The 23,150-nt window shown below is 71.0% G+C and carries 23 protein-coding genes; 14 read left to right on the forward strand and 9 right to left on the reverse strand.

Going from position 1 to position 23,150, the window contains the following annotated elements:
- Positions 1-140 precede the first annotated feature (140 nt).
- Complete coding sequence (locus tag NAG42_RS43460) at positions 141-590, forward strand: YdeI/OmpD-associated family protein (protein WP_250038411.1); 450 nt, start codon at positions 141-143, stop codon at positions 588-590.
- Between the two features lie 7 nt (positions 591-597).
- On the opposite strand, the gene NAG42_RS43465 is transcribed toward NAG42_RS43460, so the two are convergent.
- Positions 598-1,812 carry a hypothetical protein gene (locus NAG42_RS43465; RefSeq protein ID WP_250038412.1) on the reverse strand — a complete coding sequence of 405 codons (1,215 nt, stop codon included), beginning with the start codon at positions 1,810-1,812 and terminating at the stop codon, positions 598-600.
- Positions 1,813-2,007: 195 nt separating this feature from the next.
- Here NAG42_RS43465 and NAG42_RS43470 point away from each other — a divergent pair, with 195 nt between their 5' ends.
- The gene (locus tag NAG42_RS43470; RefSeq protein ID WP_250038413.1) at positions 2,008-2,718 is read left to right on the forward strand and encodes a SemiSWEET transporter; all 711 of its coding nucleotides are present in this window, start codon (positions 2,008-2,010) and stop codon (positions 2,716-2,718) included.
- Between the two features lie 38 nt (positions 2,719-2,756).
- Here NAG42_RS43470 and NAG42_RS44750 read toward each other — a convergent pair whose 3' ends face one another.
- Positions 2,757-2,879, reverse strand: a complete 123-nt coding sequence (locus NAG42_RS44750) for a hypothetical protein (RefSeq protein WP_284046749.1) — start codon at positions 2,877-2,879, stop codon at positions 2,757-2,759.
- 92 nt (positions 2,880-2,971) lie between these two features.
- On the opposite strand from NAG42_RS44750, the gene NAG42_RS43475 reads away from it, so the two are divergent.
- Entirely contained in the window at positions 2,972-3,931 is a 960-nt protein-coding gene (locus NAG42_RS43475; RefSeq protein WP_250038414.1) for a GlxA family transcriptional regulator, read from the forward strand.
- 29 nt (positions 3,932-3,960) lie between these two features.
- Complete coding sequence (locus tag NAG42_RS43480) at positions 3,961-5,361, forward strand: glucose-6-phosphate dehydrogenase (protein WP_250038415.1); 1,401 nt, start codon at positions 3,961-3,963, stop codon at positions 5,359-5,361.
- A 124-nt stretch (positions 5,362-5,485) separates the two neighbouring features.
- Here NAG42_RS43480 and NAG42_RS43485 read toward each other — a convergent pair whose 3' ends face one another.
- The 3 genes from NAG42_RS43485 to cbiE form a co-directional block, all read right to left on the reverse strand.
- On the reverse strand, positions 5,486-6,208 hold the full coding sequence (locus NAG42_RS43485; RefSeq protein WP_250038416.1) for a cobalt-precorrin-6A reductase: 723 nt from the start codon (positions 6,206-6,208) through the stop codon (positions 5,486-5,488).
- 88 nt (positions 6,209-6,296) lie between these two features.
- Positions 6,297-7,094, reverse strand: coding sequence for a precorrin-4 C(11)-methyltransferase (cobM, locus tag NAG42_RS43490; protein ID WP_250038417.1), 798 nt, complete (start codon positions 7,092-7,094; stop codon positions 6,297-6,299).
- Positions 7,049-8,263, reverse strand: a complete 1,215-nt coding sequence (gene cbiE / locus NAG42_RS43495) for a precorrin-6y C5,15-methyltransferase (decarboxylating) subunit CbiE (protein WP_250038418.1) — start codon at positions 8,261-8,263, stop codon at positions 7,049-7,051. The genes cobM and cbiE overlap by 46 nt, the downstream gene beginning before the upstream one ends.
- A 163-nt stretch (positions 8,264-8,426) precedes the next feature.
- On the opposite strand from cbiE, the gene NAG42_RS43500 reads away from it, so the two are divergent.
- The 6 genes from NAG42_RS43500 to NAG42_RS43525 all read left to right on the forward strand — a co-directional run bounded on the left by NAG42_RS43500 (position 8,427) and on the right by NAG42_RS43525 (position 15,410).
- On the forward strand, positions 8,427-10,049 hold the full coding sequence (locus NAG42_RS43500; RefSeq protein ID WP_250038419.1) for a ferredoxin reductase family protein: 1,623 nt from the start codon (positions 8,427-8,429) through the stop codon (positions 10,047-10,049).
- Positions 10,050-10,063: 14 nt separating this feature from the next.
- Complete coding sequence (locus tag NAG42_RS43505) at positions 10,064-10,558, forward strand: FMN-binding protein (RefSeq protein WP_250038420.1); 495 nt, start codon at positions 10,064-10,066, stop codon at positions 10,556-10,558.
- A 32-nt stretch (positions 10,559-10,590) separates the two neighbouring features.
- Positions 10,591-11,319 carry an FAD:protein FMN transferase gene (locus tag NAG42_RS43510; protein WP_250038435.1) on the forward strand — a complete coding sequence of 243 codons (729 nt, stop codon included), beginning with the start codon at positions 10,591-10,593 and terminating at the stop codon, positions 11,317-11,319.
- A gap of 195 nt (positions 11,320-11,514) precedes the next feature.
- The gene (locus NAG42_RS43515; RefSeq protein ID WP_250038436.1) at positions 11,515-13,098 is read left to right on the forward strand and encodes an ABC transporter transmembrane domain-containing protein; all 1,584 of its coding nucleotides are present in this window, start codon (positions 11,515-11,517) and stop codon (positions 13,096-13,098) included.
- Positions 13,095-14,801 carry an ABC transporter ATP-binding protein gene (locus NAG42_RS43520; RefSeq protein WP_250038421.1) on the forward strand — a complete coding sequence of 569 codons (1,707 nt, stop codon included), beginning with the start codon at positions 13,095-13,097 and terminating at the stop codon, positions 14,799-14,801. Before NAG42_RS43515 ends, NAG42_RS43520 begins: the two co-directional genes overlap by 4 nt.
- Before the next feature lie 51 nt (positions 14,802-14,852).
- A complete protein-coding gene (locus NAG42_RS43525; protein WP_250038422.1) occupies positions 14,853-15,410 on the forward strand; it encodes a pyridoxamine 5'-phosphate oxidase family protein in 558 nt (185 codons plus the stop codon).
- A gap of 14 nt (positions 15,411-15,424) precedes the next feature.
- Here the strand turns inward: NAG42_RS43525 and NAG42_RS43530 are convergent, their stop codons facing one another.
- Genes NAG42_RS43530 through NAG42_RS43540 form a run of 3 tightly spaced genes read right to left on the reverse strand, consistent with a single transcriptional unit; the run spans position 15,425 to position 17,142 of the window.
- Positions 15,425-16,348 (reverse strand): phosphotransferase family protein, encoded by a 924-nt coding sequence (locus tag NAG42_RS43530; protein WP_250038423.1) that lies wholly within the window; start codon positions 16,346-16,348, stop codon positions 15,425-15,427.
- A gap of 52 nt (positions 16,349-16,400) precedes the next feature.
- On the reverse strand, positions 16,401-16,652 hold the full coding sequence (locus NAG42_RS43535) for an SHOCT domain-containing protein (RefSeq protein WP_250038424.1): 252 nt from the start codon (positions 16,650-16,652) through the stop codon (positions 16,401-16,403).
- Between the two features lie 28 nt (positions 16,653-16,680).
- On the reverse strand, positions 16,681-17,142 hold the full coding sequence (locus NAG42_RS43540; RefSeq protein WP_250038426.1) for a DUF6325 family protein: 462 nt from the start codon (positions 17,140-17,142) through the stop codon (positions 16,681-16,683).
- A gap of 140 nt (positions 17,143-17,282) precedes the next feature.
- Here NAG42_RS43540 and NAG42_RS43545 point away from each other — a divergent pair, with 140 nt between their 5' ends.
- Both NAG42_RS43545 and NAG42_RS43550 read left to right on the forward strand, forming a co-directional pair.
- Positions 17,283-18,179, forward strand: a complete 897-nt coding sequence (locus NAG42_RS43545; RefSeq protein WP_250038428.1) for a helix-turn-helix domain-containing protein — start codon at positions 17,283-17,285, stop codon at positions 18,177-18,179.
- A 65-nt stretch (positions 18,180-18,244) separates the two neighbouring features.
- Positions 18,245-19,225, forward strand: a complete 981-nt coding sequence (locus NAG42_RS43550; protein WP_250038429.1) for an aldo/keto reductase — start codon at positions 18,245-18,247, stop codon at positions 19,223-19,225.
- Positions 19,226-19,317: 92 nt separating this feature from the next.
- Here the strand turns inward: NAG42_RS43550 and NAG42_RS43555 are convergent, their stop codons facing one another.
- Positions 19,318-20,163, reverse strand: a complete 846-nt coding sequence (locus NAG42_RS43555; protein ID WP_250038430.1) for an SDR family oxidoreductase — start codon at positions 20,161-20,163, stop codon at positions 19,318-19,320.
- 162 nt (positions 20,164-20,325) lie between these two features.
- Here NAG42_RS43555 and NAG42_RS43560 point away from each other — a divergent pair, with 162 nt between their 5' ends.
- Together NAG42_RS43560 and NAG42_RS43565 are read left to right on the forward strand one after the other, a co-directional pair.
- Complete coding sequence (locus tag NAG42_RS43560; RefSeq protein ID WP_250038432.1) at positions 20,326-21,225, forward strand: helix-turn-helix transcriptional regulator; 900 nt, start codon at positions 20,326-20,328, stop codon at positions 21,223-21,225.
- A gap of 542 nt (positions 21,226-21,767) precedes the next feature.
- Positions 21,768-22,910, forward strand: coding sequence for a hypothetical protein (locus tag NAG42_RS43565; RefSeq protein WP_250038433.1), 1,143 nt, complete (start codon positions 21,768-21,770; stop codon positions 22,908-22,910).
- Positions 22,911-23,150: the final 240 nt, after the last annotated feature.

Genomic DNA, 23,150 nt, shown 5'->3' on the forward strand with positions numbered 1-23,150 from the left:
TTCCAAGACCTCCCACTGCCCGTCGGTCAGTGAGGACTCGTACGCGGGTTTACAGACACAACGACACACACGTGATCTTCGCTGACATCGTTACCGAAGATCACACCGAGGTATCACAACACTCTCTTAGGCTGAGCCGTGTGAAACTTCGCGCGGAATTGCAGCGGACGGGTGGCACCACGACCGGGTTCGAGGTGCCGGACGAGTTCGTCGGCGAGCTGGGCGGCGGCGGCCGGCCCAAGGTCGTGGTCGTGGTGAACGGCTTCACCTTCCGGTCGACGATCGCCAAGATGGGCGGCCGCTATTGGCTCGGCGTCAGCGCCGAGCGCCGCGACGCGGCCGGGGTCAGCGGCGGCGAGACGTACGACCTGGAGATCGAGCTCGACGCCGCCCCGCGCGAGATCGAGGTGCCCGACGACCTGCGCGCCGCGCTCGACGCCGAGCCCGCGGCCCGCGACTTCTGGGCCACGCTGTCCTTCTCCCACCAGCGCTATCACGTCGACCAGCTCACCGGGGCCAAGACCGCCGAGACGCGAGCGCGCCGGCTGGCGAAATCCGTCGCGTTGCTCAAGGACGGCAAGGCGCGCTGAGCCGGCCTCAGCCCGCCGGGCGGTAGGCGACCTCGGAATCCAGCAGCCGGGTCCAGGCCGGCCGCCACTGCGGGGCCCGGCTCTGCGTCTCCTCCAGCAGGTTGGTGCGCCACGGGCCCGAGACGCCGTCGTCGGCCCACCACTTCGGCCACGAGTCGTACCGGCGCTCGATGAGGATCTCGGTCGCGGTGGTCTGCACGCGCAGGAAGAGCCACCGGCCGTACCGGGGGTCGGCCTCGGCCCGGCGCACCTGCCGCAACAGGTCGCTGATCTGCTGGAACGTGCCGAAGCGGGGCTCGCCGGGCTGGTCGGCCGGCGGGTGCTTGCCCGCCTGCACACTCAGGCTGGTCGAGTCGGCGTAGGCCAGGATCGTGCAGCGGCCGTCCTGGTTCGGTGACCGCTCGCGCATCCACGCCGCCAGCGCCTCGAGCTCGGCCGTGACCGGCGGCTCGGGCCGGTTGAGCTCGGTGGCGTCCTGCATCGCGGCCCACACCAGGCGGTCGTGCTCGCCCTGGCTGAGCCGGCGCACCCGGCGCATCGGCGGCCGCTCGCCGGGCGGGATCCGGGGCGGCTTGGTGCCCGCGGTGACGCCGCCCCGGCCGGCCGCGAACAGGGCGGCCCGCAGGTCGAGGGCGGGCTCGGTCAACCGGCCGAGCAGCCGCTCGAAGGACGAGCCGGAGATCTCGCCGCGCACCGCCGCGGTCAGCAGGTCCTCGCTCGCGCTGCGCACGTCGTCGCGCTCGGCCGGTGTCCGCAGCTCGTGCTGCCCCCACTCGGTGACGACCTCGGACAGCTCGCGCAGCGTGTTCTCGTTGCTCATGACCGGAGCGACCGTGCTGGTCAGGCCGTCGCTGATCCCGTCGCGGTAACGGGTGCGGGACCAGCGGCCCTCGGCGTGCCACACCACGAAGCCCAGCCGGTCGGACTCGGCCAGCGTGGTCAGATCGTCCCAGGGCAGCCACGAGGGCGCGCCGGTGAGCAGGTCGATCGGCGGGTCGGCGTCGACGGTGGCGCTGTGGTCACGGTCGTAGCCGAACAGCACCGCCCGGGCCCCGTCGACCAGCGCCAGCCGGGCCCAGCTGCCGCCATGGTCGTCGTGGTGCGCGCCGTGCTCGTCGACGAACCAGACGTCGGCGTAGCCGATGCCGGTCAGCGCTGCGGAGAGCGTCACCCAGCGCGTCCAGAGGAGTCCGGGCGCCGGCAGATCCACGTCGGTGAGCATTCGTCCACTGTGCCAAACGGTGCCACGGCGTTGTCACCCCCCTGGGCCCCTGTGCGCCTTACCCCTGCGAAAACGCCCGGACCGGACGGTTGCCGTTCGGGGGCACCTCGTTGCCGTCCGGTGGCAGCCGGTCAGCCGCCCGGGATCCGCGGCGAAGGGAAGGGGGCAACCCGACCCCGACCCGAGAAAAGGATCATGTTCATCCACGCCCTCGGCTTCATCGCCGCCGCGCTGTCCGTGTCCCTGTCCTGGCCCCAGGTCTACAAGTCGTGCGTCCAGCGCCGGACGAGCGGCCTGTCCGCCACGGCCTGCGCCCTCGGGGTGGCGATGCCGTTCGGGTGGATCACCTACGGTCTGCTGGCCGGGCAGCGCATCCAGGTGTTGACCAACGTGGCGACCGGCCTGACCGGGCTGGCGATCCTGTCCGCGCTGCTGATCACCCAGCCGCAGCTGCGGTCGCGGGCGGCTCTGCGGGTCAGCGCGGCCAGCGGCGGCAGCGTCGTGGCGGCGGCCCTGCTCGCCCTCGGTCTGGCCGCTCTGCCGGGAATCAGCGGGCACGCGGCCGCCTCGATGCTCGGCACGCTGCTGGCCGGGATCTCGTTCCTCTCGGCCATCCCGCAGCCGCTCGCGCTGCTGCGCGACCGCGATCTGGATCTGTCGGGCCTCTCGCCGCTGCGCTGGCGGATGGCCGCCGGGGCGTGCGCTTCCTGGCTGGCGTACGGGGTTCTGACCGGTCAGCCGCCGCTCTGGGCGTCCTCGACCGTGGGCCTGATCAGCGCCTCGATCGTCTGCGTGGTGCTGCACAAGCGTCGCGAGCGTCGCCCGGTGGCCGAGGTCACCCGGGTCATCCGCCCGGACTGGCGTGACTCGATCACCACTCGTAACGCCGCCATGGCCGGCGTCTGACGGTTTCAGCGGGGCGGCCCTCGGGCCGCCCCGCTTTCTCAACTGTGGCGGAAGCCCTCGTCCGAAGGCTTCCAGTCGGCGCTGTCACGTGTGTCGGCCACGTGACCGGTGACGGCGAAGGCGAGGATGACCAGGAAGAAGAGTGCGAGTGCGATAGCCATGAGATGAGCATCGTCCGGTTGCTCCAAGGTCGACAGTGGCAGTGATGCCATACACCTTCTAAATCCTGCCAACCCGCCGTATGCTCCGTCACATGCTCCGTAACGTGGCCGTGATCGTCCTTCCCGAGGTGGCCGTCTTCGAGCTCGGCGTGCTGTGCGAGATGTTCGGCTACGACCGCTCGGCCGACGGACTGCCCTCGTACGACTTCGCGGTCTGCTCGGTCGACGGCGAGGCGGTGCCCAGCCGGGCCGGGTTCGACATTTCCGTACGGCATGACCTGTCCCGCACCGAGGAGGCCGACCTGGTCGTGGTCGCGCCCTTCGACAACCCGGCCTTCACGCCACCCGCCTCGGTCCTGGCCGCCCTCCGGCGGGCGCACGAGCGGGGCGCCTGGGTGATGAGCGTGTGCACGGGAGCCTTCGCCCTGGGTGCGGCCGGCCTGCTCGACGGCCGCCGCTGCACCACGCACTGGCTGCACACGGCCCGCCTGTCCCAGCTGTATCCGGCCGCGATCGTCGACCCCGACGTGCTCTACGTGCAGGACGGGCGGATCCTGACCAGCGCCGGCACCGCCGCGAGCATCGACGCCGGGCTGCACCTGATCCGTCAGGAGCACAGCACGGCGGTGGCCACGATGCTGGCCCGGCGCATGGTCGTGCCGCCGCATCGCGAGGGTGGCCAGGCGCAATACATCGAGACGCCGCTCAAGGCCGTGGAATGCGAGACCCTGCAGCCCCTGCTGTCGGCCGTGCTGGCCACCCTCGACCAGCCGCACACGGTCGACACCATGGCCGAGCTCGCCCACATGGCACCGCGCACGTTCGCCCGCAAGTTCCGCGAAGAAACGGGCGCCACACCCCACGACTGGTTGATCAGCCAGCGCATGCTCCTCGCCCGCAACCTGCTGGAGGACTCCGGCCTCGGCGTCGACGCGATCGCCGAACGAGCCGGCTTCGGCAGCGCGGCGACGCTGCGGCACCACTTCGCGCAGCGCCTGTCGACGACGCCGCAGGCCTATCGGGGAACGTTCCGGTCGTCACAGCCGGTGTGAGGCCCGGGAGTGCCGGGCATTGGCTGGTCATGGCGAAGACTCCCGGCCCCACGGTGTTCGTGCTCTTCGGGGCGACCGGTGACCTGGCCCGGCGGATGGTGCTGCCGGCCTTCTACACGCTCGCGATCGAGGGCCTGCTGCCCGAGGAGTGGATCCTGGTCGGCAACGGCCGCGGCGACGTCTCCCACGAGGACTTCCGCGGGCACGTCAAAGAGGCGCTGGAAGAGTTCGGGCCGGCGCCGGCCGACGGGCCGTGGAAACAGTTCGCCGACCGGTTGCGCTTCGCCGGCGGGGGATTCCGGACCGGCGACCCGGGCAGTCTGCTCGACGTGATCGAGGCGTCCCGGGCCGAGCTCGGCGGCTCGCCACAGCTGGTGCACTACCTGGCGATCCCGCCGGTGGCGTTCGAGGAGACCACGAAGGCGCTGGGTGAGCACGACCTGGCCGCGGACGCCCGGGTCGTCTACGAGAAGCCGTTCGGCACCTCACCGACGGCCTTCCGCTCGCTCAACCGGCTCGTCCACCGGGTCTTCGACGAGGATCAGGTCTATCGGATCGACCACTTCCTGGGCAAGGAAGCCACCCAGAACCTGCACGTCACCCGATTCGCCAACGAGGCGTTCGCGGCCCTGTGGACCCGCGAGCACATCGAAAGTGTGCAGATCGACGTGCCCGAGACGCTAGGGGTGGAGCAGCGGGCCGGCTTCTACGACGCCACCGGTGCGGTGCTCGACATGCTCGTGACGCACCTGTTCCAGGTGGCGGCCGAGGTCGCGATGGAGCCGCCGGCCAGCCTCGGGGCGGCCGACCTGCAGCCGGCCCGGGAACGGGTGATCCGCTTGTTCCGGCCGCTGGACCCGGCCGAGGTGGTGCTCGGGCAATACACCGGCTACAAGTCGATCAAGGAAGTCAAGCGGGGGTCGACCACCGACACGTACGTGGCCGCGAAGCTCTGGATCGACAACGCGCGCTGGCGGGGAGTGCCGTTCCTGCTGCGCACCGGCAAGCGGATGGCCGACAGCCGGCAGGTGGTGAGCCTGGTGCTCAAGACGCCGCCGAAGCCGCTGCCCGATCTGCCGCCCCAGGCCAACGTGCTGACCTTCGACCTCGCCGGCGACGGCAAGATCGACCTGTCACTGCTGGTGAAGCGGCCCGGGGTGGCGCTCGACGTGGAGGCCGGTTCGGTGCGGCTGCCACTCGAGGAACTGCCCGACGCGGTGCCGCTGCCGCCCTACGCCCGGCTCATCAACGACGTGCTGCTGGGGGACCGGTCGCTGTTCACCCGGCCGGACGGTCTGAGCGCCACGTGGAAGACCGTGACGCCGCTGCTGGAGAACCGGCCCAAGCCGGTCGCCTATGCGCAGGGCTCGTGGGGGCCGACCGCCGCCCGCCGGCTGGCCGCACCGTCCCGCTGGCTGCTCGGTCAGTAGCCTCCACGTAGGACTGTCGACGCTCCTCTGTCCGCCCCGCGAGCTTCAGCGGCCGGAAAAGTGTCGTACCCCCGGAGCAGGATCCTGGCCATGAGTCATCCAGGTCCGGCCTTCAGCGATCAACTCAGCGGGCGTCCCGCAGGGTCGTCAGCCGTTCGACCGCCTCGGCGACGCAGACCACGGTGTGGGCCGTCGCCGGGGTGGGCGGGCGATCCACCATGACGACCGGGAGGCCGCTTTCCCGGGCGGCCACCAGCTTGGCGCCGGGCCCGCCACTGTCCTTGCTGACCAGCACGTCGATGCGATGCCCGGCCAGCAGGCGGCGCTCGCCCGCGAGTGTGAAGGGCCCGCGGTCGAGCAGCACTTCGAGCCGGCCCGGCATGGGTGGTTCCGGCGGTTCGACCGAGCGCGCCAAAAACCAGGCGTCCACCTCGGCGAAGGCGGCGATGCCCTGTCGCCCGGTCGTGAGGAACACCCGGTGGCCGAGCTGGGGCAGCAGCGAGGCGGCTTCCCGCAGATCCCGTACGCGATGCCACACATCACCGGCCTGCTCGGTCCATCCCGGCCGGCGCAGCACGATCAACGGCACCCCGGCCGAGCCCGCCGCCTCGGCCGCGTTGCCACTGATCGTCGCCGCGAACGGGTGTGTCGCGTCCACCAGCACGTCGATGTGCTGCGTCCGCAGATAGGCGGCCAGCCCGTCGGCCCCGCCGAACCCGCCGATCCGCACCTCTCCGGCGGGCAGCAGAGGAGAGGAGGTCCGCCCGGCCAGCGATGTGATCACCGCGAAGGCCGGCAGCGATCCCGCGAGTTCCCGAGCCTCACTCGTGCCGCCAAGAATCAGCACGCGCGGCCGGGAAGCGCTCGGCCCATCGGCGGTGGTCTTGTCGGTCGGGCTGGCGGGATTTGGTGCGGTGGGCGGGCCGTTGTGCTGGTCAGGCATGGGGCTGGGGGCGGCAGCGGTCCGCGGAATACAGGTGGCTGTCGGGGAAGTGGGAGGCGGTGAGGGCTGCGCCGACCACGATGACTGCGGTGCGGCGGATGCCGGCCTCCTTGACGCGGGCGGCGATGTCGGTGAGCGTGCCCCGGACGATCAGCTCGTCGGGGCGGCTGGCCCGGGCGACCACGGCCACGGGGCAGTCGGCGCCGTAGTGGGGGAGCAGTTCGGCCGCGACGGCGTCGATGCGCTGGACGGCTAGGTGCAAAACCATGGTGGAGCGGCTCGCGGCGAGGGTGGCCAGGTCTTCGCCCTCGGGCATGGCGGTGGCGCGTTCGGCGGTGCGGGTCAGGATCACGGTCTGGGCTACGCCGGGCACGGTGAGCTCACGGTGCAGGGAGGCGGCCGCGGCGGCGAAAGCGGGGACGCCGGGGACGACGTCGTAGGGGACACCGGCGGCGTCGAGGCGGCGCATCTGCTCGGCGACCGCGCTGAAGACCGAGGGGTCGCCGGAGTGCAGGCGGGCGACGTCCTGGCCGGCGGCGTGGGCGGCCACCAGCTCGGCGATGATCTGGTCGAGGGTCAGGTCGGCGGTGTCGATCCGGCGGCTGCCGGGCGGGCACCATTCGAGCAGCTCGGGTGGCACTAGGCTGCCCGCGTACAGGCAGACGGGCGCCGACGCGATCAGGCGCTGCCCCCGCACGGTGATCAGGTCGGCCGCTCCCGGCCCGGCCCCGATGAAGTGCACCGTCATGTCGTGACCGACCAGATCGTCACCGGCATCATTGCTCTCCATCCCGTGAAGCCGCCCACCGGTGAGCCTCGGCTCACGGAGAGTCTGATCAGTTCGCCGCCGAGCTTGGCGTAGGCCGCGGCCAGCACGGCCTCGGACTCGACGGTCACCGCGTTGGCGACCAGGCGGCCGCCGGGGCGCAGCGCGGACAGGCAGGCGTCGAGCACGCCGTCGCGGGTCACGCCGCCGCCGATGAAGATCGCGTCGGGTACGGGGAGATCGGCGAGGGCTTCGGGGGCGCGGCCGGTGATGATCCGCAGACCGGGAACACCCAGCTCGGCGGCATTTGCCCGGATGTGGGCGACGCGAGCGGGAGTGGGCTCGACGGCGACGGCGCGGCACGTCGGATGGCTGCGCATCCACTCGATGCCGATGCTGCCCGACCCCGCGCCCACGTCCCACAGGAGCTCGCCCGGCACCGGTGCCAGGACCGACAGGGTCACGGCCCGCACCTCACGCTTGGTGAGCTGGCCGTCGGTCTGGTAGGCCGGGTCCGGGAGCCCGGGCACCAGCGAGGTCGCCGGGCCGTCGGTCCCGCAGTCGATCGCGATCACGGCCAGCGGGTCCCCGGGTGGGCTGTCCCAGGATGCCGCCTCCCCGGAGTGGATCCGCTCGGCCGGGCCGCCCAGTTGCTCCAGCACGGTGATCACCGCCGACCCGTAGCCGGCCTCGGTGACCAGCGCCGCCACGGTGGCCGGGGTCGAGGCGTCCCGGGCCAGCACCAGCACCCGCCGCCCCGGGTTCAACGCCCGCCGTACGGTCGCGGGGTCGGCCGTCACCAGGCTGAGCACCTCGGTCGACGCCAGGGGCCACCCCAGCCGGGCCGCCGCGAGCGCCGCCGACGACGGGTGCGGCTCGACCCGTACGCGATCGGGACCGACCAACCGCACCAGCGTCGCCCCGATGCCGTGGAACATGGGATCGCCGCTGGCCAGCACCGCGAGCCCAGCCCCGGCGTACTGCTCGAGCAGCGCACCCAGGGCGGGCAGCAGCGGCGACGGCAACGGGACGCGCTGTGCCTCGATCGACGCCGGGAGCAGGGCGAGCTGCCGGTCGCTGCCCATGATCACCCGGGCCGAGGAGAGCGCGCTCCGGCTCGTACCCGCAAGCGACGACCACCCGCCGGCGCCGATGCCGACCACCGTGACCAGGTCGGGGTTGTCGGCGCTCATGCGCCGAACCTATCGAACGGCCGGGCACCGAGATTTTCCGGCTCGGGTTGAGCGAAGGCGGCGCCGGGTGCGTACAACAGCCAGACGGCTCCCCGAGACCGGGTCGTCACGTCAGCCGCAGGGGGTGGCCGACGACCGGACCGACCGCGAACGGGTGACGAACATGGCGCAGGGACCGCCGACGTTCCAGACGTTCCAGGATCAGCGCTACGAACCGGACGAGGACGCTCAATACTTCGCCGACCTGCGATCCGCGCCCGATGACGAGGACGACCGCTGGCCCGCCCCGGACCGTGACGAGGCACCCGCGCAGGGTCGTTACGAGGAGTCGGATCCCTGGCCCGACGACCCCTACCGCGACGACCCGTACCGTCGCAGCGACATCCTCGTCGAGTCGCAGACCGACCCGACCGGATGGAAGGCGGCCGGCCCCGCGCAGCCGCCGATCCCCGACGACCGCCCGCCGGCCGAGGCCATCTCGGGCAACCGCCTGCTCACCGTCCTGTTGTTCTTCGCCGGCCTGGCCACCAGCGTCTCGCTCTGGCTGTTCGAGACGCAGGCGGGCGAGGTCAGCGACACCGCCAGCCTGATGCTCGCGGCCGGGCGCATCACCGGCCTGATCGGCGGCTACCTGCTCTTCATCCAGCTGCTGATGATGAGCCGGGTCAGCTGGCTCGAGGAGTGGGTCGGCGCGCGCGATCTGCTGCGCTGGCACCGCTGGCTGGGCACCTCACTGACGTTCTTCGTGCTCGCCCACATCGTGTTCATCGTGTACGGCTACGCGCTCACCGCCGAGACCGGCGTCGTCGAGCAGGGCTGGACGATCATCACCACGCTGCCCGAGATGCTCAGCGCCTCGGCGGCGACGATCATCCTCGTGGTCATCAGCCTGATCTCGATGCGGGCGGCCAAGACCAAGCTTCCGTACGAGTTGTGGCACCTCATCCACCTGACCGGTTACCTGATCCTGCTGCTCGGCTACGGCCACCAGGTCGCCACCGGGGCCAACCTGAGCGGCCCGTTCGCGTCGATCTTCTGGCCGGCCCTGACCGCGCTGGTGATCTCGGCGCTGGTCTGGGGCCGCCTGGTCGAGCCGCTCTGGCTCAACCTGCGGCACAAGTTCGAGGTGGCCGAGGTCGTCTCCGAGGGCGGCAACACGTTCTCGATCTACATCGACGGCAAGAACCTCGAGAAGCTGCCCGCCCAGGCCGGCCAGTTCATGCGGTGGCGCTTCCTGACCCGTAACGGCTGGTGGCAGTCGCACCCGTTCTCGCTGTCGGCCGCGCCCAACGCGCAGTGGCTGCGGCTCACCGTGACCGCGGTCGGCGGGCACACCTCGCTCCTGGCTCAGATGAAGCCGGGCACGCCGGTGTGGGCCGAGGGACCGTTCGGCGTCTTCACCGCCCAGCGCCGCACCCGGCGCCGGGCCCTGCTGATCGCCGGGGGCAGCGGTATCGCGCCGATCCGGGCCCTGCTGGAAGACATGCCGGCCGACACGATCGTGATCTACCGGGCCGGCCGCCCCGACGAACTGGTCTTCCGGGGCGAGCTCGAGGAACTGGCCGAGCAGCGCGACGCCTGGGTCCGCTACATCGTGGGCGGGCGCAACGATCCGGGCCCGCGCCGGCTGTTCACCCCCGAGGGAATGGTCGGCCTGGTGCCCGACGTGAGCCGGCGCGACGTCTACCTCTGCGGCCCGCCCGGGCTGGTCGAGGCCGCGGTCGGCACGCTGCGCGAGCTCGACGTCCCGGACAGCCAGCTGCACCTCGATCCGTTCGAGTTCTAACTAGGAGTTTCTCGATGCGACGCAGTACCGCAGCAGCCGTCGGCACCCTCACCGGCGCCGCCCTGATCATCGGGGTGCGACTGAGCGTGACGCCGCCCGAGGCCCCCGCCGTGGCCGCGCCGGTGGCCGACCTGGCCGACAGCACGCCGGCCCCCAAGCCGTCCTCCAAGAAGCCGGTCGCCGGGTCCAAGGAGAAGCCGGCCGAGAAGCCCGCTGAGAAGCCGAAAAGCGGCCTCAAGGACGGCGTCTTCAAGGGCGACGCGGCCGCCAACCCGTACGGCAGGATTCAGGTCAGCATCAAGATCGAGGGCGGCGAGATCATCGACGCCGCGGCCACCTACCCGACCGCGAACGACAGCGCCACGATCAATCCGCCGGCCATCGCCACCCTCAAGCAGTCGACGCTCAAGGCGCAGAATGCCGACGTCGCGGCCGTCTCCGGCGCCACCTACACCAGCGAGTCCTACGTGAAGTCACTCCAGGCGGCACTGGACGCGGCAAAGGCGTAGGGTCACGCTCTGTGCGCCATGTCGAACATGTGATGGGTACGACGGTCAGCATCGAGCTGGGTGACGACCGGCCCGAGGCCGAGCTACGTGGGCTCATCGCGGGCGTGTGCGATTGGCTGCACGAGGTGGATGCCCGGTTCAGCACGTACAAGGCGGACAGCGAGGTGTCCCGGTTCGGCCGTCGCGAGCTGCGCCTGGAGGACGCCTCGGCCGACCTCCGGCACGTCCTCGAGGCGTGTGCTGATCTCTGGCGCGATACGGACGGTTACTTCGACGCGTACGCGTCGGGGGCGCTCGACCCGTCCGGCTATGTCAAGGGCTGGTCGGTCGAGGTGGCCGCCGCCCGGCTGCTGGCCGCCGGCTCGCACGATCACTACATCAACGCCGGGGGCGACATCCGCATGCGCGGCAACCACCCCGACGGCGGCCCGTGGCGGGTCGGCATCCGGCACCCGTGGGAGGCCGACAAGGTCAGCTGGGTGCTCGCGCTGCACGACGGCGCGGTGGCCACGTCGGGCACCTACGAGCGCGGCGACCACATCGTCAACCCGCGGACCGGACGGCCCGCCGAGGGGCTGCGCTCGGTGACGGTGGTGGGGCCCGACCTGTCGGTCGCCGACGCCTATGCCACGGCGGCGCTGGCGATGGGGGAGGCCGGGATCGCCTGGCTCGCGAAGCGGTCCGCCGACGGATACGGCTCGGCGGTGGTGACCGACGACGGCCGGGCGTTCAGCTCGGCCAATCTGCCGGCCGCGGTCTGATACACCTACTTTATCCGGCCGTCGCGGCCTGTGGACGGCCGCGGGGCCCATCCGTGCGGTTATCCACAACCGGGTGAAACTGGGCGGCGTTCATCGACCCTCATGAGGCAGCATGGCCGCGTGGACATACGGGGACCGGCAAGATTTCTCTGGTGGTTGGGGCGCAGCAACAAGGGCCGGGTGGCACTCGGCGCGATGTTCGGATCGTTGTGGTTGCTCACTCTCACCTCCGCGCCCTGGCTGCTGTCCCGGGCCATCGACCACGGCCTGGCCGCGCGGGAGCCGGGCACGCTGATCGGCTGGGCCGTGGCCGTGCTGGTCGTCGGCGCGGCCAGTGCCGGACTCGGCATCATGCGGCACCGCAGCATGACCAAGCTGCGCATGACGGTCGCCCTGCAGACCGCCGACCTGGTGATGACCCACGCCACGCGGCTGGGCTCGGCCCTGCCCCGGCGCATCACCGCGGGCGAGGTCGTCACCATCGGCATCTCCGACGTGTGGACGATCGGCCGTGCGATGAATGTCGGCGGCGTCGGCGTGGCCTCGGCCCTGGCGATCTCGGTGGTCGCCGTGGTGCTCTTCCGCATCTCGCACATGCTGGCCTTCGTCGTGCTGATCGGCGTGCCGCTGCTCGCGCTCTTCGTCGGCCCGCTGCTCCAGCGCGGCCAGCGGGCCGGGCTGCGCTACCGCGAGCAGCAGGGCGAGCTGAACGCCCGGCTGGTCGACGTGCTGGGCGGCCTGCGCATCCTCAACGGGCTGGGCGGCAAACAGACCCACCTCGAGCGGTACGACCGGGAGTCGGCCCGGCTACGCGACCAGGGCTATCGGGTGGGCGGGCCGTTCAGCTGGATCGGCGCGCTCGGCGACGGCCTGCCCGTGGTGTTCCTGGCGGTGGTCGTCTGGCTCGCGGCCCGGCTGGCCGCCTCGGGCGAGCTCACCGTCGGTGAGCTGGTCGGGGTGTATGGATACACGGCCATGCTGGTCATCCCGGTCAATGTGCTGATCTTCTGCTCGTTCGACGTGACCCGCGGCCTCGTGTCGGCCCGCCGCGTGGTCGACTTCCTGCGGCTGCCCGCCGACGACCCGTCCGGTGGCCCGGCCCCCGACGGCCCGGCCACGTTGCACGATCCCGCGTCGGGCGTGTTCGTCGAGCCCGGCCGGCTGACCGCCCTGGCCGGCGCCCGCCCCTCCGACGCGGCCGGGGTGATCGACCGGCTCGGTGCCTACGGCCCGACCGACGCCACCTGGGGCGGCCGCCCGCTGGCCGGGGTGGCCCAGCCCGAGGTCCGCTCGCGCATCCTGGTCGCCGAGCCCGACGCGGCCCTGTTCGCCGGGCCGCTGCGCGAGGTGGTGGCCGGTCGTGCCGAGCCCGACGACGACCGCGTCCGCACAGCGATCACCACGGCCGTCGCCCATGACGTGGCGGCCGAGCTCGACCGGCCGATCGAGTGGGCCGGTCGCAACATCTCCGGCGGCCAGCGGCAACGTGTCCGGCTGGCCCGGGCGGTGCACGCCGACCCCGAGATGCTGCTGACCGCCGAGCCGACCTCGGCCGTCGACGCGCACACCGAGGCCGCCATCGCCGAACGCCTGAGCACGGCCCGGCGCGGCCGCGGCACGGTCGTGGCGACCACGTCACCGGTGCTGCTCGACCGGGCCGACGTCGTCCATCACCTGGTCGACGGCCGGGTCGCCGCCACCGGCACGCACCGCGAGCTGCTGGCCACCGCCCCCGGCTACCGCGACCTGGTGACGCGGGTGTTCGAGGAGGACGAGTGAATCTCCCCGTCGCCGATCAACGCCAGGTCGGTCGCGCCGCCTGGCGCCTGGTGCGGGCCGACCGCCGGTCGGTGGCCGTGATGCTGACCCTGAACGGGCTGGCCGCGCTGGCCGGTCTGGGCGGGCCGTGGCTGCTCGGCCGCATCATCGACGAGGTCGCCTCGGGCGGCGGGGCCGACGCGATCGACAAGCTCGCCGCGGCCGTGCTGGCCTGCGCGGTCGCCCAGACGGTGCTGTCCCGGCAGTCGTTGTCGATCGCCTACCGCTTCGGTGAGCGCACCGCCGCCCGCATCCGCGAGGGCTTCCTGCGCCGCTCGCTCGCCCTGCCGGCCGCGGTGATCGAGCGGGTGCCGGCCGGCGACCTGGCCGCCCGGGGCACCACCGACGTCGACGCGGTGGCCAATACGCTGCGCGACATCCTGCCCAGCATCTTCATCGGCGTCATCCAGATCATCTTCATCATCGTCGCCGTGCTGGTGCTCAACCCGCTGCTCGGCATCGTCGGGGTGGTCGGCCTGTCCGGCATCTGGTTCTCGACCAGGTGGTATCTGCGCCGCGCCCGCTCGGCCTACCTCACCGAGGGTGAGGCCAATTCGCGGCTGGCCGACGAGCTGGCCGCGACCACTGCGGGCGCCCGCACCATCGAGGCGTTCGACCTGGCCGGGCGCCGCCTCGAGGTCGGGCGGGACGCGATCGCCGAGACCCGGCGCACCCGCCTGCGCACCCTGGGGCTGCGCAGTTTCTTCTTCCCGTCGGTCGAGATCTCGTATGCGGTGCCCAGCGTCCTGGTGCTGCTGCTGGGCGGCTGGCTGTTCTTCGAGGGCCGCGTCACGCTGGGCACGGTCAGCGCCGCGGTGCTCTACCTGCGCCAGCTGGTCGGCCCGCTCGACATGATCCTGATCTGGATCGAGTCGTTGCAGAGCAGCAGCGCGTCCTTCGCCCGCATCGAGGGCCTGGCCGCGGTGCCGGCCGCGCCACCGGTCGCGACCACACTGCCGACCGACGACCGCATCGAGATCACCGACGTGCGCTACGCCTACGACCAGGGGCGCGACGTGCTGCACGACGTGAACCTGACCGTGCGCCCGGGTGAGCGGCTGGCCATCGTCGGCCTCTCCGGCGCGGGTAAATCGACGCTGGGGCGCCTGATCGCCGGTGTCGACCGGCCGAGTTCGGGCTCGCTCACCGTGGGCGGCGTCCCGGTCGCCGACCTGCCGGCCGACGTGCTGCGCAACCAGGTCGTCCTGGTGACCCAGGAACACCACATCTTCCGCGAGTCGCTCCGCGACAACCTGATGATCACCGCCCCCGACGACGACCTGCGCCGAGCCCTCAAGATGGTCGGCGCCGACTGGGCCGACGACCTCGACTGCGACCTGGGCGAGCAGCCGCCCGACGGCGCCCAGGCCCAGCAGCTGGCCCTGGCCCGCGTGGTGCTGGCCGACCCGCACACGGTCATCCTCGACGAGGCCACCGCTCTGCTCGACCCGACCGCCGCCCGCACCGCCGAGCGGGCACTGGCCGCCGTCCTGCACGAACGCACAGTGATCGCCATCGCCCACCGCCTGCAGACCGCCCACGACGCCGACCGCGTGGTCGTCATGGAGGACGGCCGGATCATCGAGGTCGGCACCCACGACGAGCTGGTGGCCGCCGAGGGCCCGTATGCGGCCCTGTGGCATTCCTGGCACAGCAGCGATTAACCATGTGGGAACTCCGTCGACCACCGACCGGCGCCGAGGCAGGATCACACCATGAAGGTGCACGAGCGGATCGACGGACGGTTGCGAGCTTTCATCGAGGCGCAGCCGATGTTCTTCGTGGCCACCGCGCCCAGCGGCGCGGATGGCCACGTCAACGTCTCACCCAAGGGCATGGGCGGCACGTTCATCGTGCTGGGCGAGCACCGGGTCGCCTACCTGGATTATCACGGGAGCGGCGCCGAGACGATCGCCCACCTCGACGAGAACGGCCGGATCACCCTGATGTTCTGCGCCTTCCAGGGCCCACCCAACATCGTCCGCCTGCACGGCCACGCCCGCGCCGTGCCGGTCACGTCCCCGGAGTTCGCCGACCTGCAGCCCCTGTTCCCCGCGCCACCGGACACCCATGCCGTCCGCTCGGTGATCGACGTGACCGTGACCCGGGTGAGCGACTCCTGCGGCTACGCCGTCCCCCTGATGTCCTACGAGGGCGACCGCGACCTGCTGATCCGGGCCCACGAGCGCCGCACCGAGGCCGACCTGGCCGATTACCGCCGCACCAAGAACGCCACCAGCATCGACGGGCGCCCCGTCTTCACGGAGTCGTGAGCCCGGGACCTCGGTCACTCGAGCAGCGCCTCGAGTTCGGGAAGCCGGCCGAACAGTTCGGGCAGACCGCGTACGCCGTTGCGCACGGACTCCTGCGACAGCGCGAGGTCCGGGCCGGTGCCGGCCTCGACACCGGCGAGACAGCGCAGGATGTTCCACCTCGTGAACCCCAGCCAGCCACTGATCAGGAAGACGAACCAGCTCGGACCCGGCGGCGGCAGCGCTCCACCCCCGGCGACATAGCCGTCGAGCACCGAGCGGAAGATGGCCGGCTCGATGTCGTCGAAACCCGGCCCCTTGGCCAGGCTCAGCGCGGTCGAGCCGAGCTCACCGGACAGGTCGAGCAGCCCCGAGAGCTCCCAGTCGAGCACCACCGGCCGGCCCTCGCGAGCGAGCAGGTTCCACGGCTGGATGTCCCGGTGGGTCAGCACCACGGGGCCGGGACGCTCGCAGGTGTCGACGAAGTCGGCCATCGCCAGCAACGTCGCCACCTGGGAGCTCAGGTCGCCGGCCCAGGGCTGTCCGGTCGCCGTGGCCCGCTCGGCGAGTTCGGGCCAGTCCCACGACGTCGGCTCCTCGATCTCGACGTCGGTCCACACGACGTCGAGCGCGTGGATGCGGGCGAGAATCTCCCCGACCTCGAACGCGTACGCCGGTGACACGGGAGCTTCGGGCACCTTCTCGCCCTCGACCCACCGGTGGACCAACGTGTGCGGCCCGGCCGAGATCGGCTCCGGCATCGGGATGCCGGCCGCGAAGGCCGCCCGCTCGAACCGGAACACCTCCTCGGCGCGGTAGGCCGACCGGCGATCGAGGAGATTCAACTCCTTCACCGCGAACGACCCCTGATCGGTGTCGAGCCGGTACAACCGGTTGGCGAACCCACCGTGGACACGGATCATCGGACTGATCGGCGCGCCGAGATGCGAAAGGTCCACCCGACGCAATCTAGGGCCGGCAGTCCGCCGACGCACCCGCATTACTCCAGGATCAGCGATGCAGGATGCGGGCCTTCTGCACCTCGAACTCGGCCTCGCTCAACACACCGGCGTCGCGAAGTTGCCCGAGTTCCTTCAACTGGGCGATCAACGTCGCTGTGTCGCGTTCCGGAGAGACCGGTGCGGGTGGCGCGGCCGTCTGCTGTGCCCATCGGTTCTGCTGCCGGGCCGCGACCCGGCCGTGCACGTGCGTGGCGGTGCCGGCAACTACCGCCGTGCGCGCCGCCGCTCTGAGCAGTCCCATGGCTCTCCTTTCCTCACAGCGCCGACTCTCAGGCCGGGGCCCCATCGACAACACCGGTCAGCTCGCGCGCCGGGATCTGACCCATCGAGATCACCCGCGCCTGGTCCCGGGGCAGTTGCGCGGCCAGGGCCGCCACCCACACGCTTTCGTAGATCAAGATCGCGGCGATACTGCCCGGTTTGATCAGATCGCCCACGACCATGGCGTCATCGGTGTCGAGCAGGCCCGAGGACGCCCCGGCGAACTGGGCCAGCTCATCGCCGGCGGCGGTGACGATCGCGTCCGGATCCAGCAGGGTCACCGCACCGGCGGCATCACGGCCCACAAATTCCAGATCCAGGACCCGTACGTGATCTCCGGCGACCAGGTCGAGCAGCTCGTGAAAGGCCGCTCCCGTCACCTGGCCCGAGCCGAACTCCACGATCAGATACTCGACGGGCCCCAGTTCGTCGAACGCCAGGGCTTGGACATCGGCGTCAGAAGTCGACATGTGGTCTCCCGCGGGACATCGTTGAAGACTTCATGCTCGGTGCTTCGCGCGAGCCCCACCTCATCCGGCCGGGATGGTTCCGCCGGTGGGTGTACTGACAGCCCACCATTCGCATCGGCGAGTCGCTTTAGCCTGGAGACGTGGACAACCGCGATGAGGTGAAGGCTTTCCTCAGCTCCCGCCGGGCCAAGATCAGCCCCGAACAGGCCGGTCTGACGAGTTACAACCGCAACCGGCGGGTGCCCGGCCTGCGCCGCAGCGAGGTCGCCGACCTGGCCGGTGTGAGCGTCGAGTACTACGCCCAACTGGAACGGGGCAACCTCGCCGGCGCCTCCGAGAGCGTCCTCGACGCCCTGGCCCGCGCCCTGCACCTCGACGAGGCCGAGCAGCAGCATCTGACCGCCCTGGCCCGCGCCGCCGGCTCCGGCCTCCGCCCCCGGCGCAAACCGCCCGCCCAGCAGCTCCGCCCGGCCGTCGCCCGGGTCCTCGACCTGATGACCGGGATACCGGCATTCGTCGGCAACGGCCGCGGCGACGTTCTCGCCGCGAACCCGCTCGCCCAGGCGTTGTACGCGCCGATGTTCGACGACACCACCCGGCCTGCCAACCACGCCCGGTTCGCGTTCCTCGACCCCCGGGCCCGCGTCTTCTGGCGGGACTGGGAGCGCATCGCCACCTCCACCGTGGCCATGCTGCGGACTGAAGCGGGCCGGGACCCGTACGACCGGGCCTTGACCGATCTGGTCGGCGAGCTCGGCACCCGCAGCGAGGAGTTCCGGACCCGGTGGGCGGCTCATGACGTCCGGCTGCACAGCACCGGCATCAAACAGTTCCGCCACCCGGTCGTCGGCGAGCTCGATCTCACCTTCGAGACCCTGCAGGTGACCGCCGACCCCGGCCTGTCCATGACGCTGCTCAGCGCCCCGGCCGGATCCGCCGACGACGACGCCCTGCGCCTGCTGGCCGGCTGGGAGCAGGACCCGGCGAGTGGTGGGCTGCCGGCACACCCTCCAGCAGCACCTTCTCCGTCTCCCTGAACAGGCGTTTCCTGAAGCGGTGGCGACCTGCCGCAGCCTCACCCACCTGAACTCAGGAGCCGGACATGAAGAACGCGCACCTCGGCACCCTGGAAGTCTCGCGGATCGGCCTCGGCGCCATGACCATGGCCGGCACCTACACCAGCGAGGGCGCCCTCGACAACGCCGAGTCGATCCGCACGATCCACCGCGCGCTGGACCTCGGAGTCACCCACCTCGACACGGCCGAGATCTACGGCCCGTTCCTCAGCGAGGAGATCGTCGGCGAGGCGATCAGGGGACGCCGCGACCAGGTCAGAATCGCCACGAAGTTCGGACTGGTCTCCCACGCCGGCGGCGGCCCCGGCGTCACCGACAGCAGCGCCGCCAACGTGAAGGCCGCCGTCGAAGGATCACTCGAGCGGCTCGGCACCGATCACATCGACCTGTATTACCAGCACCGCGTCGACCGCAACACGCCGATCGAGGAGACCGCCGCCGCTGTCGCCGACCTCATCGCCCAGGGCAAGGTGCTGCACTTCGGCCTCTCCGAGGCGTCGCCGGAGACCATCCGCCGCGCCCACGCCGTCCAGCCGGTCACCGCCCTGCAGACCGAGTACTCGCTGTGGACCCGCGACGTGGAAGCCGAGATCCTGCCGCTGCTGCGCGAGCTCGGCATCGGCCTCGTCCCGTACTCACCGCTCGGGCACGGCCTGCTGACCGGGCAGATCCGCACCGTCGACGACTTCGCCGACGACGACTGGCGCAAGACCAACCCGCGGTTCACCGGCGAGAACTTCCGGCGCAACCTGGCCCTCGTCGACGAGGTCACGGCCATCGGCGCCGAGATCGGCGCCACCCCGGCGCAGACCGCGCTCGCCTGGCTCCTCACCCGCGGCGACGACATCGCCCCCATCCCCGGCACCCGCCGGGTGTCCCGCGTCGAGGAGAACACCGCCGCGGACGGCATCGAACTCACGCCCGCCCAGATCGCTCGCCTCGACGGGCTGGAGCCGGCGGCCGGAGCGCGCCACGACGAGGCCAACATGGCCGCCATCGATCAGTAGTTCGTACGACGCCGCCAGCCTGTACGCGATCTCCTTCCCAGCGCCGCGGTGAGGTCGTGGTCGATCTTCCTTTGCGCGACCCTTTCAGGTCGTCACGCCGATCGGCCGACCTGGACCTGGTAACGGCCGGCGGCGATGGAGGCGATGACGCCGCCGTCGATGAGCAGGTCGGAGCCGGTGATGAAGGAGCCGTCGCGGCCCATCAGGAACGCGGCGACAGTGCCGATCTCGTCCGGGGTGCCGACCCGGCCGGACGCCGATGCTTTGATCATCTCCTGGTACAGGGCGCCGGCCGGGGAATTGAGCTCATCGAGCGCGAGCGGAGTCATGATGATGCCAGGGCTCAGCGAGTTGACCCGAGCTCCGCGGTCGCCCCAGGTGACGGCGGCGGCCTGGGTGCGCAGCGTGTTGGCCCGCTTGGCCACGGCGTACGCGATCCCGGAGTTGGTGATGGTGTCGGGCTGCAGGAACGGCAGTGCGGCGAGCTCACCGGCCGGGGTACGGGCCAAGGCCTCATTCTGCTCGGCGGGCAGCGGCGGGATCATGTAGCCGGCCTGGCTGGAGATGACGATGCCGGAGCCGCCGGGCGCGATGACGCGGGCGAACTCGTCGAGGACGTGGGCGGTGCCGACCAGGTCGACGGCAATGATCGCTTCCGGGGACGCCTGCGCCGGGGAGAGCCCAGCAGTCTGCACCACGTGCATGACGGCGCCGAGCTGCGCGGCGGTGTCGGCCAACTCCCGGACAGAATCCTGTGAGGACACGTCGACGCGGGCGGTGCTGGTCTGGTGTCCGGCGCCGGTCAGGGCGGTCGCGGCGGCCTTGGCGTTGTCCTCGTTGATGTCGGCCAGCAGGATCGTCTGGCTGACGCCGACGCGGCGGGCGATCGCCTGTCCCATGGAGCCGGCGCCGATGACAACAGTGACTTCGGTGGTCATGACGTGCCTCTTTCGTCAATGGATGGGTCTGGCTCCCAGAGGGGCCTGCGTCCAGGCAACCGCAGGCCGGCCATCGGGAGGAGTCCCTCTGGCCCGGGTACTGCGAGGGGGGTCCTGGCAGGGTCTGTCAGCCCGGCAAAACGGACGCGTACGGTCGACGGTATGGCCGACAAGCAGCAGGTCCGGGCCGACATCCGGGAGTTCCTGACCACCCGGCGCGCGCGGATCACCCCCGAGCAGGCCGGGCTTCGCGTGTACGGCACCAGCCGCCGCGTCGCCGGTCTGCGCCGCGAGGAGGTCGCCACCCTGGCCGGGATCAGCGCCGAGTACTACATCCGGCTCGAGCGTGGCAACGTGTCCGGCGCCTCCGAGAGCGTCCTCGACGGGATCGCTCAGGCACTGCAGCTCACCGACGACGAACGCGCCCACCTGCACGACCTCGTGCAGACGGCCAGCACCAGCCGGCCCGCCGCCCGCCGCCGGCCACCGCAGGCACGGGTGCGCCCCACGGTGCAGCGGATCATGGACTCGATGGTGCTGACCCCGGCGTTGATCGTCGACTCACGCCTCGACATCCTGGCCGCCAACGAGCTGGGCCGGGCCCTGTACGCGCCGATCCTCAGCGATCCGGTCAAGCCGCCGAATCACGCCCGTTTCCTTTTCCTCGACCGCCACGCCGGCGACTTCTGGCGCGACTGGGGCCAGGCCGCCGACGACGCGGTGGCCCTGCTGCGCGGTTCGGCCGGCCGGGACCCGTACGACGAGCACCTGTCGAACTTGATCGGGCAACTCTCGACGCGCAGCGACGATTTCCGGGTCCGCTGGGCCTCCCACAACGTGCGGGCCCACCTGACCGGCGCCAAGCGCATCCACCACCCGATCGTCGGCGACCTGGAGCTGCCCTTCGAGTCGATGCCGCTGCCGTCCGACCCGGGCCAGAGCCTGGTCATGTACAGCGCCGAGCCCGACTCCGCGTCGCACGCCGCGCTACACCTGCTGGCCAGTTGGGCCGCCCAGCCGCAGGAACCGCAGCGTTCGGAACAACCGGCTACCGACGCCTGAACGCCATTGAACAACCCGAGGCCGACGGTTACCCTCCGCCGCTTTGAATAGCAGTGGCGAAGTTCCCATTCAGGCCTTCATTGCTGCCCATTGTTCAGGCGGCGTCAATCACCGTCAGGCCGTCCAGTGCCGGCTTGAGCTGTGGTGGCGAGATCCGCACCACTCACACCTGCCTTGCCGTCTCCACTTGGCTTTCTTGTCCTGCCAGGCCTGCGCCTTGGCCTGCTTCCTCTGCTGTTCCTCGTCGTCCCAGCTGTGCACGGCGTGATTGAGTCGCTGACCCCTGGTCAGGCCGGGCGCCGCGGGGTTCCGGCGGGCCGCGCGTCGCACGTCCCACCACATCGACAGCGTTGCGAAGACGACCCCCACGAAGACGATTCCGCAACAACCGAAAATGAGGCTGACACCGGGGTTGTCATTGACCGAACTCGGCAAATCCATAATGGATCCCCTCGTTGCACCGTTAAAACGAGTCTGCCGCATTCGGTGCGCGTGGCGCTCAGGTTTTCGGCTGTTGACCATGGCTGTTCGACGGATGCATCGTGGACCGGTCGATACCTACTGTCCAAGTAAGATCGACTTCAAATCGGGGGCGCCGAATGCGTTATTACCGGGCCCGCTCCGCCTACCTGAACCCGTGGCTGCTCGGGAAAGATCTGTTCCAGCCGACCGGGGCCGATCCCAGCGAACGCTTCCAGCGCCTGTCCGACTGGCGGGCCCGTCTCGGCGCCCTGCTGATCGTCGTTCTCAGCCTGTCCGACCTCGGCTTCACCGGCCTCGTCTGGTCCTTCATCGGCAACGCCTCGATCAACATGCTGGGCGGCAGTGTCATCGCCGGCAGCGCAGTCGGCATCTACTGGATCAGTACGCCGGGCGGACCGGACCCGCGTACGCGAAGCCTGTCCCGGGACGCGCTGCGCCGGGTGTTGCTCTCGGTCGGCGTCACCATCGGCCTGGGGATCATCGCCCGCACCGGGCTCATCGCGACACTGCCCGTGCTCGGCTGGCTCGTCGGCTTCTGGTTGCTCGGATTCGGCTTGTCGATGATGTGGTACTGCCTGCGCTGGGTCTTCGGCGTAGGCGACGTCGACAAACTGCTCGGTCCGACCGTCACGGTGCTCACCGCGCTGGTCGCGCTGGCGCTCGACGCCGCGCAGCCACTCGAGGCCCAACCGGCCCCGCAGTCGAGTGCCGCACAGCTCATCAAGGTCTCCGGCGTGGTGACGGTGTGCCTGCTCGCCCTCTGGGAGTTCCTCTACCACCTGCGCCTGCGCAGGCTCGCCGGCCCGAGCCGCGCGGACACGAGGACGCGTCCTGCTCCTTACCGGCCAGGCACGCGTCCTGCCGGGCCGGCGCCGTGGAACAAGCTGGCCATCGCGGCAATCATCGGCGTCTTCCTGTGCTGGCCGGTGGCCGCCGCCCTCGCCATCATCGCGTTGCGGCAGGTCCCGCTGTCGGGCGAGCGCGGTCGTCTGCTCGCCTGGGCCTCGATCGTCCTCGCCGTGGTCGCCGGCGTGTCGATGTGCATCCAGGTGGCCCGCCTATCCAAGGACCCGGCCGAGAACGTGCCGATCCCCGGGGTGCCACAGACAATCGCCGCGGTGGCAACTCGGTCCGCCCCGCTCGGCTGGCCCCTTACCGCCCCGCCCCTGGACAGCCAGGCGGGCATCGGCCGGATTGGCTGAGGCTGGCTTGTTGGTCGGCTCCGGAAACCAGAAGAAGCCACGTCCGTCACGGACATGGCTTCTGTGCTGGTGGGCGATACTGGGATCGAACCAGTGATCTCTTCGGTGTCAACTAGTAGGACTTTGTTAGGTCTTTGTGGTGTGTCGCTTGTAGCGGTCGTGTGGTGATGGTTGGCTGCCCGGTGTGGATGAGGGCAGGTTGGAGCAGGTCCGGGTGCAGCTCCAGGAGTTCGCTGCTGA

Origin of the sequence: Paractinoplanes maris (assembly GCF_023544465.1) — a bacterium.
Lineage (GTDB): Bacteria > Actinomycetota > Actinomycetes > Mycobacteriales > Micromonosporaceae > Actinoplanes > Actinoplanes maris.

Bases quoted from the DNA above. Each gene is read 5' to 3' on its own strand.
- NAG42_RS43515 (WP_250038436.1), top strand. From the start codon at position 11,515: ATGTTCGGATCGTTGTGGTTGCTCACTCTCACCTCCGCGCCCTGGCTG.
- NAG42_RS43500 (WP_250038419.1), top strand. From the start codon at position 8,427: ATGGCGCAGGGACCGCCGACGTTCCAGACGTTCCAGGATCAGCGCTAC.
- NAG42_RS43480 (WP_250038415.1), top strand. From the start codon at position 3,961: ATGGCGAAGACTCCCGGCCCCACGGTGTTCGTGCTCTTCGGGGCGACC.
- NAG42_RS43550 (WP_250038429.1), top strand. From the start codon at position 18,245: ATGAAGAACGCGCACCTCGGCACCCTGGAAGTCTCGCGGATCGGCCTC.
- NAG42_RS43535 (WP_250038424.1), bottom strand. From the start codon at position 16,652: ATGGGACTGCTCAGAGCGGCGGCGCGCACGGCGGTAGTTGCCGGCACC.
- NAG42_RS43525 (WP_250038422.1), top strand. From the start codon at position 14,853: ATGAAGGTGCACGAGCGGATCGACGGACGGTTGCGAGCTTTCATCGAG.
- NAG42_RS43505 (WP_250038420.1), top strand. From the start codon at position 10,064: ATGCGACGCAGTACCGCAGCAGCCGTCGGCACCCTCACCGGCGCCGCC.
- NAG42_RS43470 (WP_250038413.1), top strand. From the start codon at position 2,008: ATGTTCATCCACGCCCTCGGCTTCATCGCCGCCGCGCTGTCCGTGTCC.
- NAG42_RS43560 (WP_250038432.1), top strand. From the start codon at position 20,326: ATGGCCGACAAGCAGCAGGTCCGGGCCGACATCCGGGAGTTCCTGACC.
- NAG42_RS43475 (WP_250038414.1), top strand. From the start codon at position 2,972: ATGCTCCGTAACGTGGCCGTGATCGTCCTTCCCGAGGTGGCCGTCTTC.
- cobM (WP_250038417.1), bottom strand. From the start codon at position 7,094: ATGGAGAGCAATGATGCCGGTGACGATCTGGTCGGTCACGACATGACG.
- NAG42_RS43540 (WP_250038426.1), bottom strand. From the start codon at position 17,142: ATGTCGACTTCTGACGCCGATGTCCAAGCCCTGGCGTTCGACGAACTG.
- cbiE (WP_250038418.1), bottom strand. From the start codon at position 8,263: ATGAGCGCCGACAACCCCGACCTGGTCACGGTGGTCGGCATCGGCGCC.
- NAG42_RS43555 (WP_250038430.1), bottom strand. From the start codon at position 20,163: ATGACCACCGAAGTCACTGTTGTCATCGGCGCCGGCTCCATGGGACAG.
- NAG42_RS43465 (WP_250038412.1), bottom strand. From the start codon at position 1,812: ATGCTCACCGACGTGGATCTGCCGGCGCCCGGACTCCTCTGGACGCGC.
- NAG42_RS43510 (WP_250038435.1), top strand. From the start codon at position 10,591: ATGGGTACGACGGTCAGCATCGAGCTGGGTGACGACCGGCCCGAGGCC.
- NAG42_RS44750 (WP_284046749.1), bottom strand. From the start codon at position 2,879: ATGGCTATCGCACTCGCACTCTTCTTCCTGGTCATCCTCGCCTTCGCC.